The following is a 17,654-nucleotide window of genomic DNA, read 5'->3' as shown; positions in this document are numbered from 1 at the left end:
TGGCCCTCTGATGGCGTATAATCTTTTTTAGGAGATCGTTTCAATGGGTATTACGTCATCTTGGCAACTGCAGCAGGCCAAGCTCCTGACGCAGGCACAGCAGGCTCTGGAGCGCTATGACTTAGAGCTTGCGCAAAAGCTCTACCAACAGCAGCAGCAAGAGGCAAGCAAGCCGGGCAGCCTTCCTCTTAAGATCCGTGCACAGATCGGGCTGGCGCGGGTGCAGCGCTACCGTCGTGCGGAGAAGCGAGGACTCGCTCTGGCCGATGAGGCTCTCGCGCAGGCGCGGCGCTCCGCGGAGCCACAGGCGCTGGCAGATGCCTTGCTGGAGCGGGGTATCCACCACTACTACCACGATGAAGACCCAGCGGCTCTGGCGCTCTTGAAAGAGGGACTGGCGCTACTGACCAAGGCTCCCGAGCCGTTTCTAGAGGCGCGTATCCTAGCATTTGTGGCCGCGGTGCAGGGCCATATCGGCGATAAGCTCACGGCGGGTAAGACTCTCACACGGATGCTGGCACTCACGCAGAAAAGTGGCGATGGCGTGGGGGATATCTACGGCTTGCTGGAGCAAGGGCGGCTCAGTGAGAGCCTGAATAATACGGCTCAGGCACAGAAAAGCTGGTTGAGTGCTCTTGAAAAAGCGCGAGGGCTGAGCAATGGATGGCTAGAGCTACTGGCACTCTACCGGGTTGCGAATAGCTTTATGGGCTTGGAGGACTACCCCGCCGCGCTCCGCAATATAGAGCAGGCCAAGGGACTCCTAGAGAAGCTCCCTGACCCCTACTACCGAGCGCGTTTTTTGCTGCTGCGTGCCACGGCGGCGGGTAGCCAAGGTAAGACTGCCGATGCTTACCCGTATCTTAACCAGGCACTCGTGCTTGCCGAGCCACTGGACAACAAGCGCATGCAGGCGGAGGTGCTCTACTGGCTTGCCAATAGCTACTACCAGGAGACAAAGCTTGCTGAGGCGCAAAAAGTGGCGACTCAGGGGGGCGAGCTAAGTAAGGCCGAGGGGTACTGGCAGCAGGAGATCTCTTTTTTGTTGCTGCGTGCTGGGATCGCGACTACAGAAAAGAAAAACGATGAGGCGCTGGCCCGGTGCGGTGAGGCACTGGCACTAGCGCAGAAGCGGCAGGGAGCTGATGCTATAGAAAACCAGGTTCGGGTCTACACCACTCGCGCCAGCATTCATGTCAGTCTCCAGCAGCTCCCAGCAGCACATGCCGACTACGCTGAGGGGCTCGCCGTCGCGGAAAAAGGGGCTTCCTACGGGAGCCGAATAGACCTTCTCACGGGAGAGGCAGCACTCTTCTACCAAGAGCAGCAGCTCGATAAGACAGCGGCTCACTACGAGCGTGCACTCCCTCTGGCGCAGAGCGCGGGCATGACGGAAAAAGAGGCGGAGACGCTGGCACAGCTGGGTAAGACCTACTCGGATCAGAACCAGGAGCCAAAGGCGCGGGAGATCCTTCAGAAGGCGCTGGCGCTCTACACACGCCTGAACAAGCCTCTACCCTGTGCCCAAGTCGAGACCAGTATCGGCTTCACCTACATGGGCGAGCAGAACTTCCCGGAGGCGCGGGCCATCCTAACACGTAGCCAGGGGCGCTACCAGAAGCTAGACAAGCCCGTGGAAGCGGCTAGTGTCCAGGTGCAGATTGCCCGGTGCCTCGCGATTGAGGATAGCTTCGCGGCGGCCCGTGTGGAGCTAGATACGGCGCTTGGGGTCTTTCGCCAGAGTAATAATAAATCTGCGGAGGCGCAGGCACTCTCGGACATGGGCCAGATCGCGCTCCAGAAAAAGAAGCTGGATATCGCAATTCCCTGGCTGGAGTCCTCGATAAGCCTCGTCAAAGAGCTGAAGCTCAAGGTGCAAGAAGCGGGCCTCGTCTACCTACTTTCTAGTGCCTACGGTACGATGGATCCGCCGCAGTTTGACAAGGCGATCTCGCTTCTGGAGCAGGCACAGATACTCTACCAGGAGCTAGGAAACCGCCAGGGTGAGGGGCAGTGTTGGTATGTCCTAGGGCAGATCTATGCATCCCGTGGCGAGGAAGCGCGTAGCAAGCAGTGCCTAGAGAAGGCACAAGCGCTGGGCTACGACCCCGGCAAGTAAGACGAAAATGCCGTACACTTAGAGCATGTTACGTCTCTCTGTGATTACCGATGAGATTGCACAGGACCTCTCCCACGCCCTCGCCGTGATGCGCGAGTACGGCCTGACGGAGGCGGAGCTGCGCAATGTCTACGGAAAGTATATTGTGGATGCCGATGAAGAGCTACTCGTGCGTGTCGAGCAGGATCTAGCGGCGGCGGGCTTTACGGTTCCCTGTATTGATACCCCTCTGTACAAGTGTGCTCTGGGAGGAGCGGAGGAGGCCACCGGGGCTACGCACAATGCCCAGGAGCGCACCCTGGCCGATCAGCTCCCTCTGCTGGAGAAGAGTATCGCGCTGGCCAAGCGCTTTAACGCTCCCTACATCCGTATCTTCGCCTTCTGGAAGCGTGGGCCACTCACCCCACAAATCGAGGATCAGATCGCGGAGGCACTTGCGCCCGCTTGTAAAGTGGCAGAAGCGGCGGGCGTCACGTTGCTCCTAGAGAATGAGCACGCCTGCTACCTAGGCACGGGGGCGGAGACTGCACGCATGGTGGCGCGGCTGAACTCTCCCGCCCTCAAGATGCTCTGGGATCCGGGCAATGCCCTCTGTGCAGGCGAGCTCCCCTTCCCCGATGGCTGGGAGGCCGCTAAGCCCTACACGGCTCATATCCATATCAAAGATGCTAAGCAGCTCGAAGGCAACCAGCAGCAGTGGGTGGTGGTGGGCGAGGGCGATATTAACTACACGGGGCAGTTCGAGGCTCTAAAGACCAGTGGCTACTCAGGCGTGATTGCGCTAGAGACACACTACAAGCACCCCGATGGCCCCGAGGCATCATCGCGGCCCTGTCTGGAAGGAATGATCAAGCTATGTCGTTGATGGGAATGAAACAGCGGATTCAGAAGTTCGCGATCCCGGTGAGTATTGTGATTGCTGTCAGTATGCTGGCAGGCACCTTCATGAGTATGGGGCGCACCCCCGCGACCTCGCGGGCTCGTCAGGCCGCTCAGGCAGAAGTCAGTGTCGCCAAAGTCGGTAGTGTGGACGTCAGCCAGCGCATGTTGGATCGTTTGGTAGACCAGCAAGTACAGCAGTTTGCCATGTTCGGCATGCCCAAGCCCCCCGCCGAAGCACTCGATAGCTACCGGCTCCAGGCCATTGAGGGAATCAAATCCCAACAGGCCCTCGTCGCGGCAGCCCAGAAAGCCGGGCTAAGTGTCAGCGATGACGAGCTGAAAAAAGGCATTGAGGATGTCTGGGATAAGCAGGGACGAGCAAGTATCGCTCAGCAGCTCAATCTTGATCCTAAAGCGAGTGACAAAGAGATCTCCGCCGAGCTTTCCAAGCAGGGAGCCGAGGTGAGTGTCGAGAGTCTCAAGCAGCAGCTTATTGTGCCTGAGGCGGTCAAGATCAAGCTCTACAACGATAAGCTCACCAAGCTTCAAGCCGATAAAGTGACACTGCAAACCTACAAAGTGCGCCATATCTTGATTAAATGGGATGGCAAGGCCACTACAGAGGCTGCTGCTAAGACTAAGGCCGAGAAACTCCTCGCCGATGTCAAGGCAACCCCCACCAAGTTCGCCGACATTGCCAAGGCCAGTAGCGACGATCCCGGCTCCAAAGACAAGGGCGGGCTCTACGAGTGGAAAAAAGAAGAGCTTGCCGGTCTGGTTCCTGAGTTCAAGGCCGCCGTGGAGAAGCTCAAGGTCGGAGAGACTACGCCTGCGCTAGTGCGCCATGCTGGTGCCAAGGGGCAGGGCTACAACGGCTTCCATATCATCCATCTGGATGCGATAGATCAGGCCAGCCCCGAAAAACGCGAGGAGGCCGCCAAGGGCGAGATAACCAAGCTCGTGGATGCAGCGGCGCCTGGCATTAAAGTCGATCTTCTCGCTCCCGGCCTGCTTGCCGCTAAACTGGTTCAGGATGGCTCCAAAGACCGCAAGAACCCGGATCAAAAGCTCCTGACACAGGCACTAGCCGAGCTGGATAAGATCAAGCCAGAGGACGATACCACAGGAACGGTGCTCCTGCGAAAAGCGACGGTTTTCGAGACGCTCAAGCAGCCCGAGAAAGCCATTGCAGCTCTGGAAGAAGCGGTTAAGAACAACGATAAAGTCGAGACCCGGATTCGCGTGGCGACGCTTCTCGTAGACAAAGCCAACAAGTCCGAAGCGATCAAGCAGCTTGCTGCCGCAGAGAAGCTAGCACTTCCTGAGCCTCAGATCTGGATGCAGCTCAGCCAGCTCTATACCAAAGCAGGCGATAAAGAGGCGGCAACCCGCACCATGCTGAAGAACCAGGAGTACGCTCTGCGCCAGCAGCAGCTTATGGCCAAGGAGCAAGCCGCTAAGTCCGGGGGGATCAAGCTTCCCGGCGCTGAGCCTGAGAAAAAGTGAGTGCCGGAGTCCTCTATCTGATCGCTACCCCGATTGGGAACCTAGAGGACATCACGGCTCGCGCACTTCGGCTCCTGCGTGAGGTGGATGTTATTGCAGCGGAGGACACGCGGGTCACCCGTAAGCTCCTAGCGCACTTTGACATCCACACCCCGCTGATTTCCTACCATGCCCATTCTTCAGCAGGCCGTCAAGACGCTCTCGTAAGCCGCCTGCTCGCGGGAGAGTCCGTGGCCGTAGTCTCGGACGCGGGCACGCCCTGCATCTCCGACCCCGGTGCAGAGCTCGTCGCCGAGGTGGCTGCCGCCGGAATTCGTATTGACCCCATCCCCGGAGCCAGCGCCCCGCTCTGTGCTCTGATTGGTTCGGGGCTTCCCACGGGCCGCTTTGTCTTCGAGGGGTTTCTGCCGCGCACCAAGCCGGACTTTCGTGAGCGTGTCAAACAACTCGCTCGCGAAGAGCGCACGACGGTTCTCTTTGAAGCCCCGCCCCGCCTGATCGAGACACTCAAAGCGCTGGCAAGTGCGTGTGGCGACGACCGCCCCGCCTCCGTGGGCCGAGAACTCACCAAGAAGTTCGAGGAGCACGTGCGCGGCTCCCTCGCCGAGATCATTACCCACTTTCAAGAGACGCCGCCGCGTGGCGAGTGTGTGATCGTGGTGGGCGGTGCGACGCCGCAGCCCGAAGAAGCCCCCAACCCGGATGCTCTACTCCTCAAAGCCCTCGCCGACGGCAGCTCCCCCAAAGACGCCGCCCGAAGCGTCGCAGCCGCCACCGGGCTGGCTAAGAATGCCCTCTATCAGCGCGTGCTAGAGCTAAAAACTCCTTAACCTCTCCCCTGCCCCTCTCCCGGGCGTTCGTCCCTCACTAGGAAAGGGGAATGACGTAGATTGGGTTGGTGAAGGCCCACGGACGCGCCCCGACAAAGAGCGGCCCGCGCTGTGCCCCGACGAGGTAGGCTTCGATCCGGTACGCGCCGGGCTTGTCGGCAACATAGCTCAGGCTCCCTTTGCCTGCCGCCACAATGCCCTCTCCGGCCCTGTAGAGCCGCAGGAGCGCTGTCTTCGGCCCGGTGGCGGTCAGCGTCGAGCCTAGTGGGGCATCGTCGCCTAGGATGGCCCTCTCTCCCCCCTTCCCCCTCTCTCCCAATAACAAGCCCTTCGGGTGGGAGAGAGGGGGGGGACTGGCGGAGAAGTCTAGGCCTATTTCCCCGAGGCAGTCGTAGGCGAAGTAGCAGTGTCCGGCGCGGATGGCCTCGTGCACCGCACGAATCTGCTCCCCCTCTCTCTTCCCGTTATCGGGAGAGAGGGGGAAGGGGGGAGAGAGGGTAAGAACATGTGTGGTGACGGCGCGGAAGGAGTTTTCGTAGCTGGGGATCGGGTGCTTCTTCTTGCCGATCTTCATCAGCGCGTGGGCATCAAGCGCACCGAGGCCGATCTGCTTCTTGCCCTGCGCCAGCAAGCGATCCCAGCTCGCCAGAGATGCGTCGGGGCGGGTGCAGATCGCACGTAAGACCGCCAGCTCGCCCTTGAGCTTCCAGAGCGGCAGGAGCCACGCGAGCGAGAGCAGGTTGATGTGCTCCCGCGCGACGGTCGAGAGATTCAGCGCCTCCAGCCCCGCACAGCCCGTGGCGTCCCAGGCATCCCACGGGTGCTTCATGTCATCGGGGAGGGAGACCAGCGGCAGGCCCCCGGCGGCCAGAATCGCGTCGATGGCGACTTGTGGGTCTTGTCCCGGCGCGAACTCAAAGTCAGCGGGCATGTCTAGTGCGAGGAGAAACGCCCCGCCCTTCACCGTGATCTCATCGCCGACGATCAGAAATGGCGTCTGTCCCGCGTAGCGCTCCTCCAGGCCATCGGTTTTGGGGCGCATGGTGTTGTGGTCGGTGAGGAGCACAAAGTCCACGCCTGCGGCCTTTGCGGCGTCCATGACTTCTTCAATGGTGCCCGCGCCGTCGGAGTAGGTGCAGGTGTGGACATGGAGGGCGCCGCGGAGGCGTTGAGAGCCATCTCCCCGGCTTCGCCGACCCTCTTCCCCCGTCGCTCGTTCCTCGCTGGGAAGAGGGTTAAGGACTGGTTGCCAGAGCACTCGCCCGGCGAGCGCGTCCCAGAACCCGCGTGCACCCAGCACGGTGGTGGCGATTCGGAACTTAGTACGAAGAGAAGATGCCATAAACGACACAAAACCGTGACGATAAAACGTCCGGCTAGAGGGCCTTTGGCCGCCTCGCTCCGCTCGGAAATTCCGCCGAAGGCGCGGCGCGGAGCGCCCCCTAGCCGGACGTTTACCGTCCGTGCGTAGAAATTAGAACGTCACCGTCTGGCCGGTCTCGCTGGACTTGTAGATCGCTTCCAGAACCTCAGAAACAACGCAGGCTTGCTCGGGGGTGACGATCAGCTTGCCGTTGCCGCGAACCGCCTCAATCCAGACACGGGCCTCGACATCCTCGGCCTTGGACGAGGCGCCGTCGTAGAACGCGACGCCGCCTGCCTCGGTCTGGACTTTGGTATCGTAGAGGCGCGAGTTGTGCTCGCCGTTGATCCAGAGTCCGCCGTTCATGTCCGAGCCCGCCTCGGTGCCAAAGAGGGTACACTTGGCCTCGCCCGCCTCGCGGACATTGAGCGCCCAGCTGGACTCCAGGTAGATGGTCGCGCCGTTCTTGAGCTTGATAAAGCCAAACGCACTGTCCTCGACCGTGTACTCCTTGGGATCCCACGGCCCCCACGCGTTGGCGGAGTTCGGTCGGTCGGCCAGCTTGCGGAAGACCGAGCCGGTGACGCTGGCCACTTCGTAGTTGCCCATCAGCCAGAGCGTGAGGTCGAGTGCGTGGGTGCCGATATCAATCAGCGGGCCGCCGCCCTGCTTCTCTTCGTCCAAAAAGACGCCCCAGGTTGGGACGGCACGGCGACGAACCGCGTGGGCTTTGGCCATGTAGATCTCGCCCAGCTCACCGGCATCAATGCGCTGCTTGAGGGCCTGGCTGTCGGCGCGGTAGCGGGACTGGTAGCCAATGGTGAGCAGCTTGCCGGATTTTTTCGCCGCCGCCACCATTGCGCGAGCACCATCGGCAGTCTTGGCCATGGGCTTCTCGCACATCACGTTCAGGCCGGACTCCAGCGCCGCGATTGCGATCTCATGGTGCGAGCTATTGGGCGTGCAGACATGCACGGCATCCAGGCCGCCCGCATTGATCAGCTCCGTGTAGCTGGTGTAGGTCTTAGCACCTGCCGCACCATACTCTTTGGCGGCTTTCTCCGCCTTCTCCCCCACGATGTCGCAGAACGCGACCATCTCAACACCCGGCACCGTCTTGAGGCTAGGCATGTGCTTGCCATTGGCGATCCCGCCGCAGCCGATGATTCCAACTTTGGTAGTGGACATAGATTCTCCCCGATTTATCTGTGTTTCCACGCGACGGCAACGCCACGCAGGTTATCGTCTATGGTACCCAGAAAAAAATCGCTTGGCTACCCAGAAAACAAACTTTCCAAGACACCCCCAATCGGTTGGAGAGTTCAGGTGCCATCGGATTTCACCGTGGCGATCCAGTCCCAGGTGGGAAGCGTGCTGCCATCGCGCATGCGTAGCCCCGCGGCGTTGCGCGGCGAGCCTGACTCCTCGCTGGTGGCCGTTGTTGCCAGGCCCGCTACGGGCGTTTGTGCAATCGGAACCACCTCGCCGGGATTGCTCACGCCGTTTTGATTTCTATCGAACCAGAGCGCCAACCCCGAAAGCTCGCGCCCCGTCAGCCAGCCGTCGTGATTGTCGTCGAGCGCCGCCATCGCCGCGTAGCCATCTCGCCAGAACATCCACCAGGTCACCGAGCCAAAGAGCTGCTTGCCCGACGTGATCTTCCCCGTCCCCGCCGGATCCCAGCACAGAATCGCCGTCTCAGGACTCACCCACGAAAGCTGCTGTCGTCGCCCGGTGCCATCGAGATTGAAGCGCACCTGTTGGTGAGGGGCGACCATATTTGAAAATGTGGCTTGTGGTTTCAGGGAGAAGATTACGGGGGTGACATACGTGAGGATACTTTGCATTTTCTTCACGGCTATGGTGATGCGTCCCATACGGAAAATCTCTGTTGCAGACAGTCTCCCGCGTTGCTTGATCAAGCGAATGTAGGCCTCACCCGCCTCCTCAGCAACCAGCTTTCCCGTAGACCGAGTTTGTTCTTTCAAGTCACTGGCTTCTGTGCGCTCATAAGCGAGCCAGTAGTTCTGGATCGCCGCATCGCGCCAGGCTGTCGCTGTCGCACTCAGTCCAGGAAGCGGCCCGACCTTGGGAGCATACTTTGCGCCCTCTTCCAGAGCACAGGCCAGGCACAACTCGTAGAGACCGGGCTCACTCCCGAAGCTCCAGACTTTATCTCCGCGTAGGCGCAGTCCTTGCTGAAGCCTGGTCACGGCGGCCCGCACATGGACGATCTGTTGCTTGGGTGTACGCGTGTAGCCCCTCGGGCCGGGAGCCTTGCTCTTACCAGGATCGTCGCTGCCGGAGTTGCTGGCAAAAGAGAAACCCCCTGAGAACTGATGGACACGAAGGGTCTCAGGTTTGGTCGAGGTGTCTTTGGGCGGGGCCATGAAGGCGAAGTAGTGCACGCGTCCCAGCAGATAGTAGCTCTCCGTGTCTTTGGGGTTCTTCTGAATCGCGTTATTTAGGTTCTGGATCAGGCGGGCGATGGGAACGTACTCCGGGCCAGGGCCATGTGCTTGCGCGGACATGGCCCCGACGAGAGCGACGGCGATCGTTAAATTTCCAAGCGGCTTTCTCATCGGAAAACCCTCCTGGAGCATTTTACCGGGTTTTGAGCCTGAGAATACTCACGGAGTAGGCGGGCGCGGGGTAGGTGAAGCTCTCGGAGACGCCACTAAGCGGCTTGGTGACGGGGACAATCTTATTGGGCTGTGCGAAGGAGTTCTCTTCGTTGGGGCCACTGCCTGTTAACACGGTCGCGGTTCCCTGGCCGGTGAGCTTACCGACATTCTTCAGCGTGATTGCGGCCACTCGGGCGCTCTTGCCACCATTGACGAGCTTCACTAAGACATCGCCGGTCTTCTCGTCGCGGGTGCTCACGGCGTGGACATTAGACGGCGGCGGTGGGAGCGTGACATCGTGCAGGAGCTCGCCATCTAAATAACACTTGATACGTGTGCCTTGGCACTCGATCTTGATATCGTACCAGCGACCCGTCTCGATCTTGCCCTGTACTTGAGGCCGCAGAAGAGGACTCTTGCCACCGCCCACCGAGCGCTCGATCTCATGGCGGGTGTTGCCCCAGCCGCCTAAGTTCCACCAGAGGAAGTCTCCGGCGCTCCGGTTGTAGAACATCACCAGAAAGCCCTCATCGCCGCCGTTTTTCTTGGCCTTGAGCGTGAGTGTGTAGTTGCTCGCGTTCGGGTCGCCGCCCGTGGCACGGAAGTCCTCGCCTTTAGCATTGGTCTGGCGTAGGCCACCACCATCGGTTTTTACCCAGCTTCCCTTCTCGGGGGTGAGGCTGACGGGCGTGCCATCCACCGCAATGTCTTTGTACTCCGCATCGGTGAGCCAGGTGCCCACTCCCACGCCGCCACGGGTTTCTGTGGAGGCTGTCTCGCGAACGATAGGTTGGGTGAGGGCTGTCGGGAGCACGATGTCGCCGCGGTTGGTGGAGAAGAGCTGCTGCACCCAGTACGAAGGTGTGCCAAATGCCTGGCTGGCGTTGAAGACAATGGCATCAGGGTTCCAAGCGCGGTTGTTCGCATTGACAAAGAGCGGGGCATAGCTGGCCATGACCACTACATCCGAGTTGCGCTCCATGCCGGTGATAAACGCGGCCTCGCCCAGCGCTGCGATGAGATTTCCCTCCCCACAGCCCTGCGTCACCGCGTACTCGCCCACGTAGACTTTATGCTTGCTTCTATCGTAGCTATCGTAGCGGTTGGCCTGCTCAAAGAAGAACTGCGGGTTGTTGTAGTAGTGCTCGTCCACGATTTCTATAGGCGCAGATGTTGGCAGTCCTCCCCAGTCGTTGGCAATCGTGCGCACATACGGATGTTTTACTTTAATCGCATCAAAGAGCAATTTATAGCGCTCGTTGTAGCGCGGGCCGCCGTTCTCATTGCCGATCTCGATAAGCTTTAGCCCGAACGGCTTGGGGTGACCGTTTTTTGCCCGCTCTGCGCCCCACTTGGTCGTGCGTGGGTCGCCATTGGCGTACTCTAGCGCGTCCATTGCGTCTTGGATCACGGCGTCCATCTCGCTCAGTGGCGTGACATCTTTGTGGCTCATGCCGCAGTTGATCACAAAGAGCGGCTCGGCCTTGAGATCATCGCACCACAAAAGATACTCATGAAAGCCGAGGCCGTTGGTAGCCTTGTAGCCCCAGATACACTGGGTGCCGCCGCGCTGGTTCACCTCACCGAGCGATGTTTTCCAGATAAACCGATCTCCGATACGGTCGCCTTCGACATAGCAGCCACCAGGGAAGCGCACAAAGCTGGGCTTCATCCCTGCCACTAAACCCGCCAAGTCTTTGCGTAGCTTGGCCTGGCCGTGCGTGTCCGTGGGCATCAGAGAGGGGGTCTTGAGAACGGTGGGAAACGCGACGGGCCGCAGCTCCAGACGAGCATCAGGACACGCGGCGCTGGGGTTTAGTGTGGCGCTACTCTTGCCTGCTTTGAGTGTCGCCTTCGCCAGTACCGCACCGCTTGTTGTTACCAGAGTCGCGACAACCGGGGTGCTTGCCTCAAGAGAGAGCACCAGCTTCTTGCCGCGCTCAATGCCAATGCCCCAGTAGCCTTCGGTGCGAACCCCACCCGAGCCGGTGAGTATCAGCGCCCCACTTTCCGTGCTCACTTTCGCACCCCCGAACGCCTCCCAGTACTTTGTGCCCTCGGCAAAGTTCCGATTGCGTAGCTTCTCAGGGTAGAGGCCGCCGTCGCCTGCGTGGTTGATCTCCTCAAAGAAAATCCCATGTAAGAGCGGAGAGAGACGAGGGCCGGGACGTGCGCCGTCCACGGTAAGAGTCAAGTCAGGTTGCATGCCTCTAGTATAATCTGACTTTCTAAAGAATGCTTACCATAGAGCCTTTTTAGCGATGAACCGAGTTTAGTCGCGGAGCGACTTTGTGGCCGACGGCCCTGAGACGCCTACTTCAGTGGGCGGCAACGATTAAGGGTAGAATGTCAAGATGGAAACCCCTACAACTCCTCGGCCTCTCACGCGAGGTGGCTTTCTGATCGCACTGGCGCTCTCGGTGACAAGTGCACTGGGCATCTTGCAAGGCTGTGGGAGCAGTGGGAATGCTTCCGAACCGACACCGACGCCCGGCACAGGCCCTACTCCAACACCCTCTCCTGTCCCCACCGCCACTCCCAGACCCGCCGCATCGCCCACTCCGACACCGCGTCCGACGATCAAGAAAGTCTTCAGCTATACCGGGAGCAACCAGAGCTTTGTCGTGCCCGCCGGTGTCACCTCGATTACGGTGAAGCTCTGGGGCGCAGGCGGCGGCTACGCTGGGGGCGCGGGGGCTTTTGTCACGGGGAGCCTTGCGGTCACGCCACTGAGCACCCTCACGATTGTTGTCGGGGGGGGCAACACGAGTAGCGGTGTGAACGGCGGCGGTGGGTTTGGCGGCGGAGGTGCGGGCTACAGCGGGGGTGGCGGGCGGTCCGCGATCCGTCTGAGCACGAAGCTGACCGTGGTGACCGATGAGCGCGTAACGGCTGCAGGCGGTGGCGGTGGCCCCCGTGGCGGCGGCGGTGGCCTTACCTCTGGTATCGCTGGGAGCGCGACTGGAAGCTTCGGCGGTGGCGGCGGTGGCACGCAAACCACGGGTGGTGTCAATGGCATAGGTGGCTTCGTCGGTACCTCCGGAACCCAGTTCGAAGGCGGCGATGGCACGAGCGGCGGCGGTGGCGGCGGTTACTGGGGTGGGGGCAGTGGCAGTGGAAACGGCTTTAACGGTGGCGGTGGTGGCGGTGGCTCCTCACTGACAACCAATCTCACCACATCCACGGGCAGCGCGGCAGGGGCCTCGGGGAACCTGACCAACGCAACCGGCGCACTTCCCGGTGGCAGCACCGACTCAGACTATGTTGCGGGAGTCGGGGTAGGCGGAACCAAGAGCACTAATGGCGGCAACGGCCTGATTGTGATCTCGTACCTGGGGCCATAGCATGATCCAACAGCGCACCGAGCCGCTCGCGGCCTTCACACCCGACTCCCGCATCCTCTTCCAGGGCGACTCCATCACTGATGGCAACCGGGGCCGGAGCGCCGACCCGAACCATATCTTGGGCCACGGCTACGCCTTTATTATCGCGGCCAAGCACGGCGCGGCCTTTTCGGAGCGCAAGCTGGTCTTTCTGAACCGGGGCATTAGTGGCAATAAAGTGACGGATTTGGAGGCCCGCTGGCAACGCGACACGCTGGAGCTTAAGCCCGACTTACTGAGCATCTTAATTGGCGTCAACGACACGGGCCGTGCGCCGCTAGAGATCTTCGAGCCTACCTATGATAAGCTCCTCACCGAGACAAAAACAGCCAATACCAGCGTCCGCTTTGTGCTCCTAGAGCCGTTCTGCCTACCCGTTGGGCACACTCTAGAGCGCGGCGAGGCGTGGGTTGCTGAGCTGACGGAGCGACGGAAAATTACGGCGCGGCTGGCGAAGAAACACAGCGCGGTGCTGGTTCCCTGCCAGAAGGTCTTCACCGATGCCTGCAAGCGCGCTCCCGCCGACTACTGGATCTGGGACGGCATCCACCCTACCTACTCCGGCCACCAGCTCCTTGCCGATGCCTGGGTCGAGGCGGTGCGGAAGGCTAAGTAGGACTACTCTCTGGGAGTGCGGGTCGCAAATGCTCGGAGTGGGTTGTCCTCGGGCGCGAAGCGCACGACCTGCTCCCAGAAGCCCCGGCTGTCGCGGAGAAAGACCGGCAGGTGCATCGCCAAGCCGCCCTGTCTGGCTGTAATCCGCAGGAAGCGCAGCCCCAGGAAGTTGAACTTGCTCACCCGCTCCAGCTCGTCCCAGCAGAACCGGCAGGCTCCTCCCCAGCAGTTCTGCCCCTGGAGCCCGCTCTCGCTCACCTTCACCGGGAAGGCTCCCACCAGAAGCACCGAGAAGAGGGCAAACCAGAGCAAGCACCCCCAAAAGATCGGCCAAAACACCCCTTGCGGGATGCCGCTGAGCAGGCCATAGACCACCAGAAGCGCGGTCGTGCCCAGACAGAAAGCAAACAACCACAGAAACGAGAAACGGAAGCTGCGGGTCTGTGTGTCCGTCTTCCACCAGCGTGTCTCCCCCAACTTCTGCTGCTGCATGTCCTATTTTACCGTAGTCGGTATACTGGTGAGGGATGAGCAAGGCAATCTGTGTATACTGTGGGTCGTCGTCGAAGGCCAAGCCGGTGTACTTCGAGGCGGCCCATGCGCTTGGCACAGCGCTAGCGGCGCGGGGCTGGAGCCTGGTCTACGGCGGGGCGAGCTGCGGGCTGATGGGAGCCGTAGCCGATGCGACTCTGGCGGCGGGCGGAAACGTGATCGGGGTGCTTCCGGATTTTATGGAAGACCGCGAGCTGGCCCACACGGGCATCACGGAGCTACACATTGTCAGCTCCATGCACGAGCGCAAGGCGAAGATGGCCGCGCTCGCTGATGGCTTTATCGCGCTCCCTGGCGGCTTTGGGACGCTGGATGAGATGTTCGAGGTGCTCACTTGGGCGCAGATCAACATCCACACCAAGCCCTGTGCGTTCTACAATGTCGCGGGCTTCTACAACGGACTTTTCACCTTCCTCGACCACATGGCAAGCGAGGGCCTGCTACGACCCCACCACCGGGAGCTGCCGCTCGTGGACTCTGAGCTGGAGCCACTTCTGAACTTAATCGCCACCCACCAAGGCCAGCACGACGACAAGTGGGAGCAGGTATAACGGCTCTACTACGACAAAGGCAAGCCCGCCGTGTTCCGCACCGGCAAGCGGAGCGCGCCCGGTGATGTGAAGCACCTGAAGGTCGAGAGCAAAGACGCCCCGCTCACCGACCCGCGCTGCAAAGAGCTCATCGACGACGTCGCGGCTCTCCTCAAGGGGCGGCTGGGCTAGCCAATCGACTCCAGCAAGCGCTCCGTGCCCTCCCAAAGCAGCCAGACACGCCCCTCACGGCGCTCCAGAGCTAGCCCAGGGGCATCGTACTCTTCCATGCCGCAGAAGTGCGGCGCACCCGCGGCGTAGACATAGCCACGGATCACTTTGTTCGTCTGGATCTCCAGCTCCTCTTGTTTCTTACAACAGGGGGACGTCGATATCATCACATTGAGTGCGCTCCAGTGCTGGCTTGCCGCCTCAAGAAGCGCCCGAATCGTAAAAGTCCCGTCGCAGAGTCGGCAGGTCTGAGGGGTATCAATCGTCATGGAGGCACAGATTCCTTGGCTTGGTAGGGCAAAGCCTCCTTTAGCGTGGGTCGCCAATCAGCACAAAGGGTGCCCAGTAGTAAGGGTGGGCATACTTTCCGCTCGTGCGCACCGAGAGCGCGGCCTGTCTTAGTGCAGCACTCTTGCCCTTCCCTTTGGCGAGGCCCTCGTAGAAATAGGTCATCAGAGTCGCGGTGCTGGAGTCGTCCACCGCCCACTGGGAGAGCACTTGTGTGGGACAGCCCGCCGCAAAGAGCGCCCAGGTCAGCCCCATCACACCCTCCCCGCCTTGTTTTGCACCGCGTGCTGTATTGCACGCTGAGAGCACCACCAGCTCGACGCCCGATAAGTCCAAGTCGAAGATCTCCCGTGCGGTGAGAAAGCCATCATCACCACTGCCAGGGGTTGGGTTTGCCAGCACCACCGACGAGAGGAGTGGGGCGGCATCGTTGACAAAGGCATGTGAGGCAAGATGAATCCTCTGGAACTGGCTGGCGCTCTGCTTGACCGTACTCTCTTGCGCCTTGCCACGGGTGTAGACTGTTGTGCTGGGAAAGCGCTTGGCGAGAGCATCGGCCTCACGCTGGGTTCCGGGCAAGTCCACCAGCCGCGTCCCACGCGGCACGTAGAGGTCACGATCCGGCACCGTAAGCGGCCTATCTGGCACGGTAATGGGCCTGTCGGGAACGGTGATAGGGCGGTCAGGGACAGTTATCGGTCTATCTGGCACGGTAATCGGACGCTGGCCGGGGACAACCGGCCCGCTCTCAAAGCGCTTCTCGGCATCGAACTGCGGGTTGGCAACCACGAGGAGCTTTGGGGAAGCACGGGGCGTGCGTGGTGCGGTCTGAGCGGCGTGCCAGGTGGTGGCAGAGTTCGCGTACGAGAGAGCGAAGCGCTCTAGAAGCGGCGTGCCTGTCTTGTTGGTCAGCACCGCGAAGGGGACATCCCAGAGAGCGCGATCTGGGCAGATAATGAGTTGGCTCTTGCCCCGAAGCCGTGCCTCGATGGGAGCAATAAGTGTCTGATAGAGCCACTTGGCCTCGCCTTGCCACGGCTTCTTAGGGGTGGTGCAGGCGGCATGAAGTGCGGCAATGTGTCCCGTAAGCGTCTTTTGAGAGATGGCTGGGCGTACTGCAGTAACCTCTGCTTTGCCTCCCGCGCTACGTGTCACGACAAAGAGCACCAGACGCCCATCGTCAAGTGGTGCAAACTCCAGCAGGGCTGCATTGGCGGGCAGTGTCTTTGCCACCTGCGCCAAGTTTACCGTGGTCGCCCCGCGGCGCTGTCCGAGTCCGGCGTGTTTGACGTAGAGGGTATCTTGGAAGAGCACCAGCTCCCGCTCTGCCTTGGCTAATTCTAGTTTTATTGTCTCGAAGCGTTTCTTGCTCCCTGACTGGTTGAGTGTCGCCTCGCGAACCATGGCCGCCGAGAGTGCGTCAGACTTTTGCCGTCGCCGCTGTTCTTCCTCTCGCTCGGTCTCGGTGAGCTGGCGGTTCAGGTCGATCTTGCCACCGGCCATGAGATCGAGCAGCCCGCGCGCCTTGGTCTTCTGAACCAGCGTGAAAGCCTCGGCAGCCCGCCCCTGCTCTGTCAGAAGGCTCAGGTAGCCGATGTAGGGATTCTGGAGCTGGTCAAAGAGAGTCCTCTGCCCCGAGATTCCACTGCCAGCGTCGTTGCGAAGCTGCTCAGAGAGAACGATGGCTTGTTTGTAGAGACCCTCTGCTTTTGCTCGCTGCCCCATGCTTCGCTCAAGATCACCGAGCTGTGCCAGCGAGTGTGCCTCGCCGAGACGATCCGCAAGGTTGCGATACAGGCCGATTGCCTGCAAGAGATAGCCTCGTGCGATAGCAGGCTTTTGAAGCGAGACCCCAGCAAGGGCAAGCAGGCTGTAGATCTCGCGCTCGCTATCTCCGGTCTCGCGTCGCATCTTCAGGGATCTCTGGTACCACTCCCGCGCGACCTCGGGCTGCTGAAGATTCTGGTAGAGCGCCCCGAGCTGCCACATCGTATCCGCTTCAAGCTTCGGACTCTTCATGGCTTGGGAGAGCTGGAGCGCCCGCTGAAGCGTGGCCAAGGCTTGTTTGGGCTGGCCCATTGCCGTTAAAATCGAGGCCTGTATGCACAAGAGAGAGATCTGTTTTCCCCTGTCACTGATCTTTTCATAGTCTCTCAGTGACTGCTGAATGTAGTCGAGAGCCAGCGCATGATTGCCTAGGTTGCTGTAGATACGGCTTAGCTCCATCAACAGATGCCCAATGATAAGATCGCTTTGTATGCTCCCCCGGCGCAGACCTTCCTGAAGATAGCCAACTGCCTTTTCAGGCTCCCTTAGCTCCTCATAGAGCAAGGCAATATTGTAATAATCCACCAATTCTTTTTGGAGTTCACCAAGTTTTTGATGCAAAACCAAGGTTTCCAGAGATGCCTCCAGCGCCTTGGCTATCTGGTTGGTTTTTCGATACAGAAAGCAACGAAGCTCGATAGATGCTGCAAGCGCACTGAGATTGTTAAGCTCTCTCCAAAGACGATTGGACTGATCTAGACACGTCTGTGCTTGGTTGATCTCTCCTACATTGATGGCATGAAACCCGGCATCGTCGAAAGCACAAGGGCGATTGCATATAAAATCCGAGGTATTCTGAGCCAAAATGCACTTGGCTCAGGAGGGCCTCACCCCATTGATGGAAGCCACGGATACCCCGAAAACAACGCGATATTCTCTCATAGAGCACTTCCAAGACATACCA

14 protein-coding genes are annotated in these 17,654 nt (G+C 60.3%); 7 read left to right on the top strand and 7 right to left on the bottom strand.

Annotated elements, in window-relative coordinates:
- Positions 1-43: 43 nt before the first annotated feature.
- From RMO15_RS03855 to rsmI, 4 genes are read left to right on the top strand one after another with little or no spacing between them, the layout of a single operon-like run.
- A complete protein-coding gene (locus RMO15_RS03855; RefSeq protein ID WP_309708031.1) occupies positions 44-2,119 on the top strand; it encodes a tetratricopeptide repeat protein in 2,076 nt (691 codons plus the stop codon).
- Between the two features lie 25 nt (positions 2,120-2,144).
- On the top strand, positions 2,145-2,984 hold the full coding sequence (locus tag RMO15_RS03850) for a sugar phosphate isomerase/epimerase family protein (protein ID WP_309708029.1): 840 nt from the start codon (positions 2,145-2,147) through the stop codon (positions 2,982-2,984).
- Positions 2,985-2,989: 5 nt separating this feature from the next.
- Entirely contained in the window at positions 2,990-4,507 is a 1,518-nt protein-coding gene (locus RMO15_RS03845; RefSeq protein WP_309708026.1) for a peptidylprolyl isomerase, read from the top strand.
- Positions 4,504-5,337: a 16S rRNA (cytidine(1402)-2'-O)-methyltransferase gene (rsmI, locus tag RMO15_RS03840; RefSeq protein WP_309708023.1), complete on the top strand. Its 834-nt coding sequence runs from the start codon at positions 4,504-4,506 to the stop codon at positions 5,335-5,337. The genes RMO15_RS03845 and rsmI overlap by 4 nt, the downstream gene beginning before the upstream one ends.
- 37 nt (positions 5,338-5,374) lie before the next feature.
- Here rsmI and RMO15_RS03835 read toward each other — a convergent pair whose 3' ends face one another.
- From RMO15_RS03835 to RMO15_RS03820, 4 genes are all read right to left on the bottom strand, one after another.
- The gene (locus RMO15_RS03835) at positions 5,375-6,679 is read right to left on the bottom strand and encodes a PHP domain-containing protein (RefSeq protein WP_309708022.1); all 1,305 of its coding nucleotides are present in this window, start codon (positions 6,677-6,679) and stop codon (positions 5,375-5,377) included.
- A 132-nt stretch (positions 6,680-6,811) separates the two neighbouring features.
- Complete coding sequence (locus RMO15_RS03830) at positions 6,812-7,888, bottom strand: Gfo/Idh/MocA family oxidoreductase (RefSeq protein WP_309708019.1); 1,077 nt, start codon at positions 7,886-7,888, stop codon at positions 6,812-6,814.
- Positions 7,889-8,022: 134 nt separating this feature from the next.
- Positions 8,023-9,282, bottom strand: a complete 1,260-nt coding sequence (locus RMO15_RS03825; protein WP_309708017.1) for a hypothetical protein — start codon at positions 9,280-9,282, stop codon at positions 8,023-8,025.
- A 22-nt stretch (positions 9,283-9,304) separates the two neighbouring features.
- Positions 9,305-11,530 carry an alpha-L-arabinofuranosidase C-terminal domain-containing protein gene (locus RMO15_RS03820; protein WP_309708014.1) on the bottom strand — a complete coding sequence of 742 codons (2,226 nt, stop codon included), beginning with the start codon at positions 11,528-11,530 and terminating at the stop codon, positions 9,305-9,307.
- A 148-nt stretch (positions 11,531-11,678) separates the two neighbouring features.
- Between RMO15_RS03820 and RMO15_RS03815 the strand changes: the two genes are divergently transcribed.
- Positions 11,679-12,668 carry a glycine-rich protein gene (locus RMO15_RS03815; RefSeq protein WP_309708011.1) on the top strand — a complete coding sequence of 330 codons (990 nt, stop codon included), beginning with the start codon at positions 11,679-11,681 and terminating at the stop codon, positions 12,666-12,668.
- A gap of 1 nt (position 12,669) precedes the next feature.
- Positions 12,670-13,323, top strand: coding sequence for an SGNH/GDSL hydrolase family protein (locus RMO15_RS03810; RefSeq protein ID WP_309708009.1), 654 nt, complete (start codon positions 12,670-12,672; stop codon positions 13,321-13,323).
- A gap of 2 nt (positions 13,324-13,325) precedes the next feature.
- Here the strand turns inward: RMO15_RS03810 and RMO15_RS03805 are convergent, their stop codons facing one another.
- Positions 13,326-13,814, bottom strand: coding sequence for a hypothetical protein (locus RMO15_RS03805; protein ID WP_309708006.1), 489 nt, complete (start codon positions 13,812-13,814; stop codon positions 13,326-13,328).
- A gap of 35 nt (positions 13,815-13,849) precedes the next feature.
- On the opposite strand from RMO15_RS03805, the gene RMO15_RS03800 reads away from it, so the two are divergent.
- A complete protein-coding gene (locus RMO15_RS03800) occupies positions 13,850-14,425 on the top strand; it encodes a TIGR00730 family Rossman fold protein (protein ID WP_309708004.1) in 576 nt (191 codons plus the stop codon).
- A 167-nt stretch (positions 14,426-14,592) separates the two neighbouring features.
- Here RMO15_RS03800 and RMO15_RS03795 read toward each other — a convergent pair whose 3' ends face one another.
- Complete coding sequence (locus RMO15_RS03795; protein WP_309708001.1) at positions 14,593-14,904, bottom strand: hypothetical protein; 312 nt, start codon at positions 14,902-14,904, stop codon at positions 14,593-14,595.
- A 40-nt stretch (positions 14,905-14,944) separates the two neighbouring features.
- Positions 14,945-17,554 carry a CHAT domain-containing tetratricopeptide repeat protein gene (locus RMO15_RS03790; protein WP_309708000.1) on the bottom strand — a complete coding sequence of 870 codons (2,610 nt, stop codon included), beginning with the start codon at positions 17,552-17,554 and terminating at the stop codon, positions 14,945-14,947.
- Between the last annotated feature and the right edge of the window lie 100 nt (positions 17,555-17,654).

Source organism: Armatimonas sp., assembly GCF_031410135.1.
Classification (GTDB): Bacteria; Armatimonadota; Armatimonadia; order Armatimonadales; family Armatimonadaceae; genus Armatimonas.
Note: the sequence above shows the minus strand (reverse complement) of the source record. Positions and strands in the feature narration are given on the sequence as shown.

Coding starts and splice junctions, on each gene's coding strand:
- RMO15_RS03820 (WP_309708014.1), bottom strand. CDS start 11,530: ATGCAACCTGACTTGACTCTTACCGTGGACGGCGCACGTCCCGGCCCT.
- RMO15_RS03835 (WP_309708022.1), bottom strand. CDS start 6,679: ATGGCATCTTCTCTTCGTACTAAGTTCCGAATCGCCACCACCGTGCTG.
- RMO15_RS03845 (WP_309708026.1), top strand. CDS start 2,990: ATGAAACAGCGGATTCAGAAGTTCGCGATCCCGGTGAGTATTGTGATT.
- RMO15_RS03795 (WP_309708001.1), bottom strand. CDS start 14,904: ATGACGATTGATACCCCTCAGACCTGCCGACTCTGCGACGGGACTTTT.
- RMO15_RS03850 (WP_309708029.1), top strand. CDS start 2,145: ATGTTACGTCTCTCTGTGATTACCGATGAGATTGCACAGGACCTCTCC.
- RMO15_RS03810 (WP_309708009.1), top strand. CDS start 12,670: ATGATCCAACAGCGCACCGAGCCGCTCGCGGCCTTCACACCCGACTCC.
- RMO15_RS03805 (WP_309708006.1), bottom strand. CDS start 13,814: ATGCAGCAGCAGAAGTTGGGGGAGACACGCTGGTGGAAGACGGACACA.
- RMO15_RS03855 (WP_309708031.1), top strand. CDS start 44: ATGGGTATTACGTCATCTTGGCAACTGCAGCAGGCCAAGCTCCTGACG.
- RMO15_RS03830 (WP_309708019.1), bottom strand. CDS start 7,888: ATGTCCACTACCAAAGTTGGAATCATCGGCTGCGGCGGGATCGCCAAT.
- RMO15_RS03800 (WP_309708004.1), top strand. CDS start 13,850: ATGAGCAAGGCAATCTGTGTATACTGTGGGTCGTCGTCGAAGGCCAAG.
- RMO15_RS03825 (WP_309708017.1), bottom strand. CDS start 9,282: ATGAGAAAGCCGCTTGGAAATTTAACGATCGCCGTCGCTCTCGTCGGG.
- RMO15_RS03815 (WP_309708011.1), top strand. CDS start 11,679: ATGGAAACCCCTACAACTCCTCGGCCTCTCACGCGAGGTGGCTTTCTG.